Source organism: Rhizobacter sp. (genome assembly GCF_031412075.1).
Lineage (GTDB): Bacteria > Pseudomonadota > Gammaproteobacteria > Burkholderiales > Burkholderiaceae_C > Rhizobacter.
The window spans coordinates 23,477-36,281 of the sequence record NZ_JANOCG010000637.1 but is presented as its reverse complement, the minus strand read 5'-3'; the positions used below and the strand labels follow the sequence as shown (position 1 = coordinate 36,281).

The window sequence follows — 12,805 nt, the reverse complement described above, 5'->3', positions numbered from 1 at the left end:
CCCAACCGAAGGCCCCGCGTGGCACGCTGGTGGCGATGGTGGGCACACGCGCTTCGTGCCAGCCGATGCCGGTGTTGATGATCGTGGCGCCGGCTTGTTCGATGGCCTTGGCAAGCATCACCACCTCGGGCCAGGAGCTGCCGTCGGGGATCAGGTCGATCATCGACAGGCGGTAGATGATGATGAAGTCGGGCCCCACGGCTTCGCGTGTGCGGCGCACGATCTCCACCGCCAGACGCATGCGGTTTTCGTAAGCGCCGCCCCATTCGTCGTCACGCTTGTTGGTGTGGGTGACGAGGAACTGGTTGATGAAGTAGCCCTCGCTGCCCATCACCTCGACACCGTCGTAACCCGCTTCACGCGCCAGCTTGGCGCAGCGCACGAAGGCGCGGATCTGCCGCTCGACGCCGCGCGCGCTCAGCTCGCGCGGCGTGAAGGGTGAGATCGGCGACTGGATGCGCGACGGCGCCACACAAAATGGCTGGTAGCCATAACGCCCGGCATGCAGGATTTGCAGCGCGATCTTGCCGCCCTCGGCGTGCACCGCGTCGGTCACGATCTTGTGGCGCTTGGCCGCACCGCTGGTGCTCAGCGTGCCACCGAAGGGCTTGAGCCAGGCTTCGATGTTGGGCGAAAAACCGCCCGTGACCATCAGGCCCACGCCACCGCGCGCTCGCTCGGCGAAGAAGGCGGCCATCGCGGGGAAATGTTTGCGCCCGTCTTCCAGCCCGGTGTGCATGCTGCCCATCAGCACGCGGTTCTTGAGGGTGGTGAAACCCAGGTCGAGCGGCGCGAGCAGGTGGGGGTAGGGCTGCATGGCGTGGGTCAGGAAGTGTCGACGCGCGATGTTAGGGCCTCCAGCAGCCGGTCGATATCGGCCTCGCTGTGTGCGGCCGAGAGCGAAATGCGCAGCCGCGCCGTGCCTTCGGGCACGGTGGGTGGGCGGATGGCGGGCACCCACAGGCCTTGTGCGTCAAGCGTGGCCATCACGGCCAGCGCGTCGGCGTTGTGGCCGATGATGAGCGGCTGCACGGCCGTCTCTGATGCGGGGTGTTGCCAACGCAGGCCGGCGGTGCCGGCGCGCAGGCGGGTGATGAGGCGCGTGAGTTGCTCGCGCCGCCAGCCCTCGGCGGCGATCACCTTCAGGCTGGCGCGCACCGCCTGCACCACCATCGCCGGCGTGGAGGTGGCAAAGATGTAGGTGCGTGCGCGCTGCAAGACCCACTCGATGGTGCTGGCCTCACCGGCGACAAACGCACCCGCACAGCCGGCCGCCTTGCCCAGCGTGGCCATGTAGACGAGGCGCGGTGAGTTCAGCCCCAGGTGCACGGCGGTGCCACGCCCTTCGCGGCCGAGCACGCCAAAGCCGTGGGCGTCGTCGATCAGCAGCAGCGCGTCGTGTTCTTCGCACAAGGTGAGCAACGCGTGCAGCGGGGCGATGTCGCCGTCCATGCTGAACACGGCGTCGGTGACGATGAGCTTGTTGTCCGCCTTGGACGCGACCAGCTGCTGCGCGAGTGTGGCCAGGTCGTGGTGCGGGTAGATGTGCGCCTCGGCGCGCGAGAGCCGCACACCGTCGATCAGGCAGGCGTGGTTGAGGGCGTCGCTGAACACCGCGTCGCCCCGCCCCACCAGCGCCGGCACCAGGCCCACGTTGGCCATGTAGCCCGCGCCGAAAAACAGTGCACGGGGGCGGCCGACAAAAGCGGCGAGCTCATGCTCCAGCGCTTCATGCGGCGCTTCGTGGCCGCTCAGCAGAGCCGAGCTGGTGGTGCCCACGCCGTACTGTGCGGCGGCTTCTTGCGCCGCACGGATCAGCGCCGGGTGCTGGGCCAGTCCGAGGTAGTCGTTGCTCGCAAAAGACAAGACGCGCGCACCGGCGATTTGCAGGCGCGGCCCGTCTTTCACGTCGACCACACGGCGCTTGCGGCGCAGGTGCTGCGCGTCGAGCGCCGCGAGGCGGCTTTCGAAGTGGTCCGTCAGAAGGCGTAGCTCAGGCCGACGCCGAACAAGTTGGCGCTGCCCGAGCCGCGCGGGTAGTCGACGTTCACGTAATCGAAGCTGCCGGTCAGGCTGAGTTTGGGCGTGAGCGTGTAGGCGATGCCGAGGCCGACGTAAGGCTCGATGCTGCTCTCTGAACCTGAGTTGCCGAAGGGCGCGGAGTAGTCCCCATCGACCGACGCCAGGCCGAAGCGGCCGATGCCGGTGAACTTGGGCGCGAGCGGCAGGAAAAACGCGCCACCGGCCGACAAGGCACTGGCCGAATAGCTGCCCGAGAAGGGGCCGCTGTTCAGGCCCACCGAACCGAAGTCGGTGTAGGCGAGCTCCACCGCCCATTCCTTCGTGAGCTTGTAGCCACCGTAGATCTTGAGACCGGTGTCACTCTTGTCGCAGCTCGACCAGCCGCCGCAGTTGGGGTCTTGCTGGGTGAGGCCGAGGCTGGCGCCGACGTAAACCTGGGCCAGGGTGGAGCTGCAGGTCAGGAATGCTCCGAGTGCGAGCAGTGTTTTTTTCATGAGGGTTCTCCTGTGAGTGGGCGGTGTTGCGGCGGGCGATTTTAGGAGTGGCGTTCGGCCACCTCGTTAGCAAATGCGACTCAGAGGAAGCGCACCTCGTCATCACGCTCGATGCGGTAGTGCCTCAGCTTGGCTTTGAGGCGCTTGATGTCGAGCAGGGCGGTGAGGTCGTGCCGGATGTCGGCGGTGGCGGCTTTGATCTGGGCGATGTCTTGATCCAACCATTGAAGCACCAGCGCGGGGTGCACACGGCGACGTGAGAAAGGGTCACCGCTGTTGAACGAGGCTTCGATGGAGGCCAGCTCCATGTCGAGTTCCATGGCCTGCTCGGTGAGCACCTTGTTGTAGTGCTTCAGGCGCGATTCGGAGAGGGCGGCGATGTCGGCGTGGTCGATTTGCTCGGCCTCCAGCTGCAGCTGCAGCAAGGCCAGCAGGTCGTTCTTTTCGTAGGCGGCGTTGACACGCTGCATCAAGGCCGTTTTGCGGGTGCGTTCGGCGGGGTCGGTTTCGCGGTCGGGGTGCAGGCCGCTGGCAAGCTTGCGAAACACCTCGCGGATGGATTGACTCGCGCCCTGGGCTTCTTCTTTCTCGCGTGCCTCGCGGGCGCGGGTTCTGGCCGAAACTTTGCGGGGGCGGGGAGGTTCCATCGGCTCGGCGTCTTGGGGCTCGAACAGCTTCTTTCGCACCAGCGCGGCCACCTCTTCGGGCGTGTTGAGTTCGCTGTCGTCTTCGAGCTCGATGCCAAACATGTCTTGCAGCAGGGCCTTGTCCGATTCGGCCGCCATCTGCTCTTCTTCGGCGAAGCTGACTTCGTTATGCGTGTCGTACAGGGCGATGAGCTCGGGCGTCTCGCCGAGGTCCAGCAGTTCGTTCACGATCGAGGCAATGATGTCGCTCAGCTTGGCCCGCTCGGTCTTGGTGAGGCCGGTGGCGCCATGGGCGGCGTCGAGCATGCGCACGAAGTCTTCGCGGAGCTGGTTGTAGGCATTCACCGCGGGGGCGTACTCCGCAACCCGCCGGGCCTGAAAACGCGGCAGCGTGTCTTGCCAGACTTGCAGCAGCTTGCGCTGGTCTTCGATCTTCTTGATCAGGCGGTTGAAGGTTTTCTGGCCCTTGGACAGGGTGGCGGTGCCCTGGCTGCTGGCGATGCGGATGGTGTGTTGGGTCATGGATGGGGGGCTCCGGGCGCTGCTGGCAGCCACTCGATGCCGGCCGGTCGCGGCTGCGCCATCCGCGCCACATCGGCCCACAGCGGCGCTTTCAAGTGCTCGCGCAGGTAGGCGATGTTCTCTTCTTGGGCCTGCATCTCAGGATCGATGCGGTTGGCCACCCAGCCTGCCAGCGTGAGGCCGCGCGCGTGAATGGCCTCGGCCGTCAGCAGCGCGTGGTTGAGGCAGCCCAGGCGCAGGCCGACGACCAGCACGATGGGCAGTTGCAGCGCTTGGGCGAGGTCGGCGCCGGTGTGTGATTCGTTGAGCGGCACGTGGAAACCCCCCGCGCCTTCGACCACCACGGCGTCGGCCTGCTCTGCCAGCTGGCGGTAGCGCTCGACCAGCAGCGCGACCTCGATGCGTTGGCCGGCAGCGCGTGCGGCCAAATGCGGCGACATCGGGAGCGGCAGACAGTAGGGGTTGTCGAGTTCGCGCGGCACGCGGATCGAGCCGGCGGCGCGCAGGGCCATCGCGTCTTCGTTGTCGCCCTCGGGGGTGGTGCCCGCGGCCACCGGCTTCATGCCGACGACGCGGGGGTGGGTCTTGCGCAGGTGCAACAGCAAGGCGCAGCTGATCAGCGTCTTGCCGACTTCGGTGTCGGTGCCGGTGATGAAGTAACTGCTCATGCCAATGTCTCGTTCAAGGCGGCGAGTGCGCCATCGGCGAGCCAGCGGGATTCGCTCTCGTCGATGACATAGGGCGGCATGAAGTACAGCGTGTTGCCGATGGGGCGCAACATCAAGCCGTGTTTCAACGCCGCCGCGTGATAACGGCGTGCAAACGTCGGGTCGTCGGTGGCCACGTCGAAGGCCCACAACATGCCGAGCTGGCGTGAGCGAAGTACCTGCGGGTGTTTTGCCAATGGTTCACACAATGCGTTGAGCCGCGCGGCAGTGGTGCGGTTGCGCGCCATCCAGTCTTCTTGGCTGAAGATCTCCAGCGTGGCCAGCGCCGCGCGGCAGGCGAGCGGGTTGCCGGTGTACGAGTGCGAATGCAAAAAGCCGCGTGCGGTGCGGTCGTCGTAGAACGCGTCGTACACCGTGTCGGTGGTGAGCACGGCCGACAGCGCCATCGTGCCGCCGGTCAGCCCCTTGGACAGGCAGATGAAGTCGGGCCGGATGCCCGCCTGCTGGTGTGCGAACAAACTGCCGGTGCGACCGAAGCCGACAGCGATTTCGTCGGCCACCAGGTGCACTTCAAAGCGGTCGCACAGGGCACGTGCCAGGCGCAGGTACTCGGGGTCGTGCACCGCGATGCCGGCGGCACATTGCACCAGGGGCTCAACGATCAGCGCGGCCGTCTCGGCGTGATGCGCTTCGAGGTAGGCCTGCAAGGCCTGCGCGCAGAGGCGAGCGTGTTCGATCGCCGACACACCGGGTGCGGCCAGGCGCACATCGGGGCTGGGCACCGTGGCACTCACGCGCACCAGCGGGCCGTAGGCTTCGCGGAACAACGGGATGTCGGTGACCGACAGCGCGCCCACCGTTTCACCGTGGTAACCGTGTTCCAAACCGATGAAGCGCGACTTCTCCGCACGCCCCAGGTTGCGCCAGTAGTGCGCGCTCATCTTCAGCGCGATCTCGGTGGCCGAGGCGCCATCGCTCGCGTAGAACGCATGGCCGAGGCCGGTGAGTGCGCCCAGGCGTTCCGACAACTCCACCACCGGCGCATGGGTGCAGCCGGCCAGCATCACGTGCGAGAGCTGGTCGATCTGCTGCTTGAGCGCGGTCTTGAGGTGCGGGTGGCCGTGGCCAAACAGGTTGACCCACCAGGAGCTGATGCCGTCGAGGTAGCGCTTGCCGTCGCTGTCGTAGAGCCACACGCCTTCCGCACGGTCGATGGCGAGCAGCGGCTGGGTTTCGTGCTGCTTCATCTGGCTGCATGGGTGCCACACCGCTTGGCGGCTGCGTTCGATCAGAGGGATGTCGGCCCCTCGTTCGCGGAGTACCGCGGACGATCCCCCGGGGGGATGAGCCCGGCTTCGGGCTGCCGTGCGCTCGGGCTCTGTCATGCTGCAGCCACCATGCCCGCCCGATAGGCCTCGAAGATCATCATCAGCGGCCCTTGTTCGGTGACGATGCGATAACAGCGGCTGGCGCGTGCATCGGGCAGGCCGACGTGCTGCCACAACATCTGCTCGACCTGCGCAGAGCCGACCACTGGCTCGCGCCGCACGAAGAGGCGCGCCAGCAAATGGCCGATGGGCGCGGTGCCTTCGTTCAGGCGCTGCAAGAACCCGTCGGGCACGGCGTCGAGGCGGGTGAACGAGAGGTTGTCCATCAACACCCGGCCGTGGGCGTGCAGGCTGGTCACGCGCACCAGCCAGGCGCTGCCGCCGAGTTGCTCACGAACTGCGGCCGGCACGTCTTGCGTTTGTTGCTGGGAGATCAGCTGCAGCTGCACCGGCGTTTGGGCCAGCGCTTCGCAGACGCGGGTGGTCGAGCCGTCGAGGGCCAACAGCATGCGCAGCAGCGCTGCCTGCGTGTCACTCGGGAAAAGGTGTCGCTCTACACTCATGCGCTCTAGTTTCAGCTTGCCGAAATGGAACCCAGGATCGTACCCGTGCCTCTCGTGGGCAGCCCTCAAGACATCTGTGCGCGCCTGGGTGCGCACGATGGCATGGTGCTGCTGGAAAGCAGCAAGGCGATGCCAGGCCTGAGCGGCTGGTCGTGGGTCACCGGGCCGGCGCTCGCCACCCTGGAAACACGCGGCGAGCTCACCCGCTTGAGCGACGCCAGCGGCCACGTGACCGACACCTGGGCCGACCCGTTCGAGGCGATCCAGGCGGTGCTGTCTCGCATGGCCGTCGATGTGGGCGCGCGCCCCGCGGGGCTGGCCTTTGCGGGGGGTTTGATCGGCTACCTCGGCTACGACCTGGCGCGCTTTGTCGAACGTTTGCCCACGCTCGCGGCCGACGACCCGCCCCTGCCGACGATGCGCCTGCATTGGTGCGATCACGTGCTCGCGTTTGACCACGCGCATGCGCAGTGGTACTTCTGCACCCTGGCCGATGCGGGCGAGCGTGTGCGGGTGTGGGATGCGACGCTGCAACGGGCCCAAACGCCAGCGCCGGAGGCCACTCGTTTCCACGCCGGCACCATGCACTCGCGCACGCCTGCTCCGACCTACCTGGCCCAGGTGCAGCAGGTGCTCGACTACATCGCTGCTGGCGACATCTTCCAGGCCAACCTGTCGCACCGGCTCGAAGGCGCGTTCGAGGGCGACGCGTTTGCGCTCTATCGCGCCCTCACCGCGCACAACCCGGCGCCGTTTTCCGCCTACCTCCCGGGCGACGGGTTTGCGATCGCGAGTGTGTCGCCCGAACGTTTTCTGAAACTCGAAGCGGGTGAAGTGACCGCGCGCCCGATCAAGGGCACGCTGCCGCGTGACGCCGACCCGGCGCGTGATGCGCAACAGCGCGAAGCCTTGCTGGCCAGCGTGAAAGACCGCGCCGAAAACCTGATGATCGTCGACCTGATGCGCAACGACCTGGGCCGTGTGGCGCTGGTGGGCAGTGTGAAAGTCGATGCACTCTTCGAGGCCGAGGCCCACCCGAGTGTGTGGCAGCTGGTGTCGAGCATCCGCGCCCGTTTGCGTGACGAGGCGAGCGTGGCCGACCTGCTGCGCGCCTGCTGGCCACCGGGCTCGATGACGGGCGCGCCCAAGGTGCGCGCGATGGAGATCATCGAATCATTGGAGCCGGTGCGGCGCGGGCCGTATGCGGGGGCGATCGGTTATTTCGATGCGGCGGGCGACATGGATTTGTCGGTGGTGATCCGCACCGCCATCGTTCACGGCGAGCGGGTGATGGTGCAACTCGGCGGCGCGGTGGTGGCCGACTCGGTGCCCGCGCAGGAGCTGGCCGAAACCGAGGCCAAAGGCCGCCTGCTCTTGAAGGCGCTGAGCAGCTGAGATGAGGCCCCCACGCTCGCTCCGCTCACGGCCCCCCGAGGGGGCGCAGGCCTCCCTTGGGGCGGCCCGGCGGGAGGCCTGATGGCCACGCTGACCGCCGCCCACAGCCGCCGCCTGCGCGAGATCTGGCGCTCGGCCGGCTGGCCTTGCCACGACTTGATCGAGGTGGAGTTGCTGGCCGCAGGCTGGCTGGAGCGGGTTCGCCACCCCAGCGGGCACGAAACGCTGCGTGTCACCGATGGCGGCGTGAACCACCTTGCCGAGACTTTGCAACGCAACCGCGCTCGCCGTGACGCGCACGAAGACCTGGTCGACCGCGTGTCGCGCGAGATGACACGCGCCGGCCGCATTGCGTGGCGGGCCTTAAGCCTGCGCGCCAAGGTCGACGACGGAGATGAGAGCCGGTGGGCGATGGCCATGCCCGATGTGTTTTCCATCCGCCACACCACGGTCGAGGCCTACCTGGAGCCCATCGTGCATGAGGTCAAGGTGCACCGCAGCGACCTGCTCTCCGACCTGCGGCGCGAGGCCAAGCGTGCGGCCTACCTGCAGTTGAGCAGCGAGTGCTGGTACGTGATCGCGCACGGCATTGCGCAGGCCGACGAGATCCCGCGCGAGTTCGGTGTGATGGCGGCGCAGGGCGCGCAGCTCGAGGTGCTGCGGCCTGCGCCCAAGCGGGCGATGCAGATGTCGCTGCCGCTGTGGATGGCACTGGCACGCGCCACGCCGGTGGAAGGCTGGCGCAGCGAAGAGGTGCAGGCGTGGCTGGGCGAGGGGCCGCCCGACCGCTGATCAATCGCAGCCGCTGGCCGCAGCCGTGTCGATGGGCTGGCGGTCGACCAGCGTGATGCCGGCATCACGAAAGCTGCCTTGCACCCGCAACGACGAGTTCAAGGCCAGCAGCGCGCGCTGGTGCGCTTGCGGCGTGAGCAGCAGCGACCAGCTTTCATCGCGCAGCTGCACCTGGCCCAGGCCGTCGACGCGCGTTCGTTCGGTGTCGAGCACGAGCTGGCGCACGCGGCCGCTGCCGTCGGCAAAGTCGATCTGCAACGCGGCACAGCGTATGGGCACCGCCTTGTCGTCCGCAAAGTACGAGCGCAGCAGCTTGCCGGCGTTCAGGCCCAGCTTGGCGTCGAGCACGGGGCTCAGGCTGCCGCTGGGCAAGGCCAGGCCGAGCCGGCCGCTGGCGCTGCCCAGCCAGGCCGCCACCGAGGCGCCGTGGCCGCTGAGCTTCAGCTGGCCGCTGACCGGCCCTTCGATGCGGGCCGGCGCGGGCAGCATCTTTTCGAGCCGCAGGTTCTTGGCCTGCAGCTCGAGGCGCGCCTGGGGCGACGCGGCCTGGCTGTCCAGCACAAACTGCCCGCTCAGCCGACCGCCCGCCAGCTGGGTGTCTTGCAGGGCGACCTGCAGTTGCCCTTGGTCGAGGGTGGCGCGCAGCTGCAGGCCGGTCAGCCCGGGCAGGCCGGGCGCTTGCAGCGAGTCGATCTTCCATGCCAGCGTGGCGTCGATGAGCTTCAGGGGCGCCAGCGGCAAGGCGGCAGGGGGCAACACCCGCGCCGTGGCAGCGGCGGGCGCGCTGGGGCGTAGGAGGTCGGCGACGTGGAGTTGTTGGCTGTGCAACGTGGCTTGCGCGGTGGAGCGTTCGCCTGCCGGGTCGTAGCGCAGCTCGCCTGCGACGTCGGAGCGGCCGAGCGTGATGCGCAGGGCCTGGGCGTGGAGCGCCGTGCCCTGCTTGCTGACGCGGGCCTCGGCCTGGTAGGGCGGGGTGGCTGGCCAGCCGTGGTCGGGGAAAAACGGCTTCAGCTGGGCCAGGCTCGGCCCGTTCAAGCGCAGCTGGGCATCGAGCCCGCCGAACCGGATCAGGTCGGCCATGCGGCCGTCGGCGCGCAGCCGTGTTTCGGCCGAGCGGGCCTCGCCCCGCACCGCAAAAAACTCGCCGGTGCGCTGCAGGCTCAGCACCGGGCCGGCCAGGGCCTCGCCGGCGAAGCGGCCTTCGCGGAAGCTGCCGCTGAAGCCGATGCGTTGGGTGAACTCGCCATCGGCCTGCGCCAAGGGGCTCGACGTGGTTTGCAGCGTGAGGCCGATACCCTGGTGCACCACCTGGAGCTTGCTGCGCACCGGCTCCAGCCGCATCACCTGCAGGCGCGGCGGGCCGCGGTCGTCGGGCCGGGTCAGGCGCCAGTTGCGCAAGCCGTCGGCCTGGCGGGCGAGGTGGATGTCGGCATCGACCAGCCGCAGGTGGGACACAAGCTTCACGCGCTGGAACAGGCTCAGCCATTCGAAGGTGAACTCGGCTTCACCGGCCACGACAAAGGGTTGGGTGCCGGCCCAGGGCGCGTTCTGGATGTGCACGCCGCGCAGGCGCACCACGGGTTGCAGCCGGGCGTTCAGGCGCAGGCGCAGGTCGTCGATGCGCACCGCGCGGTGCGAGCGTTGGCTCAGGTGGTGCTCCAGCGCCGGGCGAAACCAGTTCCAGTCGAACACGGCCACGAACAGCAGCAACGCAAGCAGCCCGCCCACGGCGACCTTCGTCCTGGGCTGCGCGGCAAGCAGGCGTGACAGCAGGGTCATCAGCAGAGGGAAAGGGCGGGCTTGGCCGATGGTGGCTGCGCCAGCGGCGCCGCGCGCCCGGCCAAGGCCGCGTTCGGTTGTAGGACGGCGGGGTGTCGCCGAGCGTTCAGCGGCTGTTGTTGGCCTTGGTGGCCGAGTCTGCGTCTGTCGTGGCACTCGCCCCAGGGCGCGGCGAGCGGGGCAACAGCTGCAGCTCGAACTGCAGGCCACGCGGGCCGTCGCCGAACATCAGCGTCGTGCCCGCCCAGCGGTAGCTGGACACAAAGTCGGCCACCTGCATGTTGCCGTGGGTGGTGATGCCCAGCAGCGCGCCTTGTTCGAAGCTCAGGTGGTAGGCGATGTCGTGGATGCGCACCCGCAGGCCGCCGTCGGCGCCCACCAGCGCTTCGGCCGGGCCGCAGTTGGCGGCCTGCGTCGACACGGCGACGCACAGCCGGGCGTCGTACGGGCCGGCGGGCGGCGCTCCGGTCGTGGCGCTCACCACCCCCGCCACGGCGGCGGCGGCCCAGAGCGGCATCACTTGAGCAGCCCCTCGGCCTTCATGGCCTCTTGCACCGCAGGCCGTGCCGCCACACGCGCCATGAAGGCGTTGAGGTGGGCGAGCGAGCTGATGTCGACCCCGGTGGGGCGGGCCCAGTTGGTCACGGTGAAGAGGTAGCCGTCGGCCACGCTGAAGGTGTCGCCCAGCAGGTATTCCTTGCCGGCGAGCTGCTCGTTGACGTAGCCGAGGCGCCCCCGCAATCGCGTCTTGGCGGCGGCGCGCACCTCATCGGTGGTGCTCGGTACGAACAGCGGGCTGAAGCTCTTGTGGATCTCGGTGCCGATGAAGGTCAGCCACTCTTGCAGGCGGTAGCGCGCCATCGTGCCGTTGGCCGGCGCGAGGTTCTTGGCCGGCACCTGGTCGGCGATGTACTGCACGATGGCCGGGCCTTCGCTCAGGCGCTCACCGTTGTCGAGCTCCAGCAGCGGCACATAGCCCTTGGGGTTGATCGTGTAGTAATCGGTGCCGTCGGTGAGTTGGTGCGTCTTGGTGCTGGCCAGCACCAGCTCGAAGGGCAGGCCCGCTTCGCGCAGGGCAATGTGGGGCGACAGGGAACACGCGCCAGTGCTGTAGTAGAGCTTCATGGTGAACCTTGGTCGAACGGGAGGGGCCTTCATTACACCGCTTTCTCCCGTCTCGTGCAGCGGCCGGCGCGGCATGCCCGCAGGCTGCATCGCTTTTGAGTGCAGCATGCAAAAACTCAGATGTCGCAGCCGGGGTGGGCGGCGTAGAGTCGTTTGCATGTCGACCCCCACCCCCACCTCCATGCCCACCCTCACCAGCCCGCGTCGGGTTGAGCGCCTGGTGCGCGGCCAACCCACCTCCGACGGCGACGGCGTCAAGCTCACCCGTGTGCTGACGCAGCCGCTTCAAAAGCGCCTCGACCCCTTCCTGATGCTCGATGCCTTTGGCAGCGACAGCGCGTCGGACTACATCGGCGGCTTTCCGAGCCACCCGCACCGCGGCTTCGAGACCGTCACCTACATGCTGGCCGGGCGCATGCGCCACCAAGACAGCGTGGGCAACGTCGGCCTGCTCGAGCCCGGCAGCGTGCAGTGGATGACGGCGGGCCGCGGCATCATCCATTCCGAAATGCCCGAGCAGGAAGAGGGCCGCATGGCCGGCTTCCAGCTGTGGGTGAACCTCGCCGCCAAGGACAAGCTCACGGCCCCCGCCTACCGCGACGTGCCTCCGGCCGATGTGCCGGTGTTCACGCTGCCAGGCGGCGTGTCGGTGCGCGTGATCGCGGGTGAGAGCCACGGCGTGGCCGGTGCCGTCACGCGCCCGACCACCGAGCCGCTGTACCTCGACATCAACTTGCCGGCAGGCGCGGCCTTCGAGCAGGCGGTGCCGGCCACGCACAACGCCTTCATCTACGTGCATGGTGGCGCGGTCGAGGTCGAAGGCATGCGGGTCGACAGCGAGCGCATGGCCATCCTCGTGAACGACAGGGCGGCCGATGGCGTGCGCCTGCGCGCGCTCGACGAAGCGGCCAAGGTGCTGCTGATCACTGGCCAGCCACTCAACGAGCCGATCGCGCAGTACGGGCCGTTTGTGATGAACACGCAGCAGGAGATCTTCCAGGCGGTGAAAGACTTCCAGAGCGGGGTGCTGGCGACATGAGCGCCGTGGGTTGGGGCGAGGGAGCTTAAGCTCGCGCCTTTGCAGTTGGAGCGCGCCCCATGCCCCGTCAGATCCTGGAAGAGTCTTTTCTGCACCCGGCCATTCGCGACAGGGTGACCAACCTGCACGCCGACATCGTGCACAACGTGCAGGCGGCGGCCGCGTCGAACCCGGTGCTGGTGGTCGGCATGGCGCTGAACCCCGCGTGCAAGAAGGCACGCAAGGGCTTGACCGGGGCCGGTGTGGCGCACCAGTACCTGGAGTACGGCAGCTACTTCAGCGAATGGCGCCGCCGCAACGCGCTGAAGATGTGGACCGGCTGGCCGACCTTCCCGATGGTGTTCGTCAAGGGCCAGCTGGTGGGCGGCGCGAGCGACCTGAACAAGCTGATCGCCAGCGGTGAACTGAAACGACTGCTGGGGCAGTGAAGC

Annotated in this window: 14 protein-coding genes; 4 read left to right on the top strand and 10 right to left on the bottom strand. The window is 68.1% G+C overall.

Translation table 11 applies throughout. The annotated features are described in order from the left end of the window. The 7 genes from RMO40_RS23655 to RMO40_RS23625 all read right to left on the bottom strand — a co-directional run. Positions 1-817 (bottom strand): NADPH-dependent 2,4-dienoyl-CoA reductase (locus RMO40_RS23655; RefSeq protein ID WP_309726081.1); only part of this gene is annotated, 817 nt, incomplete at its 3' end. 8 nt (positions 818-825) lie between these two features. Continuing rightward, positions 826-1,983, bottom strand: a complete 1,158-nt coding sequence (bioF, locus tag RMO40_RS23650; protein WP_309726091.1) for an 8-amino-7-oxononanoate synthase — start codon at positions 1,981-1,983, stop codon at positions 826-828. After that, positions 1,980-2,516 (bottom strand): porin family protein, encoded by a 537-nt coding sequence (locus tag RMO40_RS23645; RefSeq protein WP_309726079.1) that lies wholly within the window; start codon positions 2,514-2,516, stop codon positions 1,980-1,982. Before RMO40_RS23645 ends, bioF begins: the two co-directional genes overlap by 4 nt. 80 nt (positions 2,517-2,596) lie before the next feature. Continuing rightward, the gene (locus RMO40_RS23640) at positions 2,597-3,685 is read right to left on the bottom strand and encodes a J domain-containing protein (protein ID WP_309726077.1); all 1,089 of its coding nucleotides are present in this window, start codon (positions 3,683-3,685) and stop codon (positions 2,597-2,599) included. Further along, positions 3,682-4,353, bottom strand: coding sequence for a dethiobiotin synthase (gene bioD, locus RMO40_RS23635; protein ID WP_309726075.1), 672 nt, complete (start codon positions 4,351-4,353; stop codon positions 3,682-3,684). Before bioD ends, RMO40_RS23640 begins: the two co-directional genes overlap by 4 nt. Next, complete coding sequence (gene bioA / locus RMO40_RS23630) at positions 4,350-5,600, bottom strand: adenosylmethionine--8-amino-7-oxononanoate transaminase (RefSeq protein WP_489660232.1); 1,251 nt, start codon at positions 5,598-5,600, stop codon at positions 4,350-4,352. The genes bioD and bioA overlap by 4 nt, the downstream gene beginning before the upstream one ends. 134 nt (positions 5,601-5,734) lie before the next feature. After that, on the bottom strand, positions 5,735-6,244 hold the full coding sequence (locus tag RMO40_RS23625) for a chorismate pyruvate-lyase family protein (protein WP_309726073.1): 510 nt from the start codon (positions 6,242-6,244) through the stop codon (positions 5,735-5,737). A gap of 45 nt (positions 6,245-6,289) precedes the next feature. Here RMO40_RS23625 and pabB point away from each other — a divergent pair, with 45 nt between their 5' ends. Next, positions 6,290-7,639: an aminodeoxychorismate synthase component I gene (gene pabB, locus RMO40_RS23620; RefSeq protein ID WP_309726070.1), complete on the top strand. Its 1,350-nt coding sequence runs from the start codon at positions 6,290-6,292 to the stop codon at positions 7,637-7,639. Between the two features lie 81 nt (positions 7,640-7,720). After that, the gene (locus tag RMO40_RS23615) at positions 7,721-8,431 is read left to right on the top strand and encodes a hypothetical protein (RefSeq protein WP_309726068.1); all 711 of its coding nucleotides are present in this window, start codon (positions 7,721-7,723) and stop codon (positions 8,429-8,431) included. On the opposite strand, the gene RMO40_RS23610 is transcribed toward RMO40_RS23615, so the two are convergent. From RMO40_RS23610 to gstA, 3 genes are all read right to left on the bottom strand, one after another. After that, a complete protein-coding gene (locus RMO40_RS23610) occupies positions 8,432-10,210 on the bottom strand; it encodes an AsmA family protein (RefSeq protein WP_309726066.1) in 1,779 nt (592 codons plus the stop codon). Between the two features lie 106 nt (positions 10,211-10,316). Continuing rightward, a complete protein-coding gene (locus RMO40_RS23605) occupies positions 10,317-10,727 on the bottom strand; it encodes a hypothetical protein (RefSeq protein WP_309726064.1) in 411 nt (136 codons plus the stop codon). Then, positions 10,727-11,335 carry a glutathione transferase GstA gene (gstA, locus tag RMO40_RS23600; RefSeq protein WP_309726062.1) on the bottom strand — a complete coding sequence of 203 codons (609 nt, stop codon included), beginning with the start codon at positions 11,333-11,335 and terminating at the stop codon, positions 10,727-10,729. The genes RMO40_RS23605 and gstA overlap by 1 nt, the downstream gene beginning before the upstream one ends. A 181-nt stretch (positions 11,336-11,516) precedes the next feature. Here gstA and RMO40_RS23595 point away from each other — a divergent pair, with 181 nt between their 5' ends. Together RMO40_RS23595 and RMO40_RS23590 are read left to right on the top strand one after the other, a co-directional pair. Then, entirely contained in the window at positions 11,517-12,374 is an 858-nt protein-coding gene (locus RMO40_RS23595) for a pirin family protein (RefSeq protein ID WP_489660233.1), read from the top strand. Positions 12,375-12,433: 59 nt separating this feature from the next. Next, complete coding sequence (locus RMO40_RS23590; RefSeq protein ID WP_309726058.1) at positions 12,434-12,802, top strand: glutaredoxin domain-containing protein; 369 nt, start codon at positions 12,434-12,436, stop codon at positions 12,800-12,802. Positions 12,803-12,805: the final 3 nt, after the last annotated feature.

Coding starts and splice junctions, on each gene's coding strand:
- RMO40_RS23645 (WP_309726079.1), bottom strand. CDS start 2,516: ATGAAAAAAACACTGCTCGCACTCGGAGCATTCCTGACCTGCAGCTCC.
- RMO40_RS23640 (WP_309726077.1), bottom strand. CDS start 3,685: ATGACCCAACACACCATCCGCATCGCCAGCAGCCAGGGCACCGCCACC.
- bioD (WP_309726075.1), bottom strand. CDS start 4,353: ATGAGCAGTTACTTCATCACCGGCACCGACACCGAAGTCGGCAAGACG.
- bioA (WP_489660232.1), bottom strand. CDS start 5,600: ATGAAGCAGCACGAAACCCAGCCGCTGCTCGCCATCGACCGTGCGGAA.
- RMO40_RS23625 (WP_309726073.1), bottom strand. CDS start 6,244: ATGAGTGTAGAGCGACACCTTTTCCCGAGTGACACGCAGGCAGCGCTG.
- RMO40_RS23615 (WP_309726068.1), top strand. CDS start 7,721: ATGGCCACGCTGACCGCCGCCCACAGCCGCCGCCTGCGCGAGATCTGG.
- RMO40_RS23610 (WP_309726066.1), bottom strand. CDS start 10,210: ATGACCCTGCTGTCACGCCTGCTTGCCGCGCAGCCCAGGACGAAGGTC.
- RMO40_RS23605 (WP_309726064.1), bottom strand. CDS start 10,727: ATGCCGCTCTGGGCCGCCGCCGCCGTGGCGGGGGTGGTGAGCGCCACG.
- gstA (WP_309726062.1), bottom strand. CDS start 11,335: ATGAAGCTCTACTACAGCACTGGCGCGTGTTCCCTGTCGCCCCACATT.
- RMO40_RS23595 (WP_489660233.1), top strand. CDS start 11,517: ATGCCCACCCTCACCAGCCCGCGTCGGGTTGAGCGCCTGGTGCGCGGC.
- RMO40_RS23590 (WP_309726058.1), top strand. CDS start 12,434: ATGCCCCGTCAGATCCTGGAAGAGTCTTTTCTGCACCCGGCCATTCGC.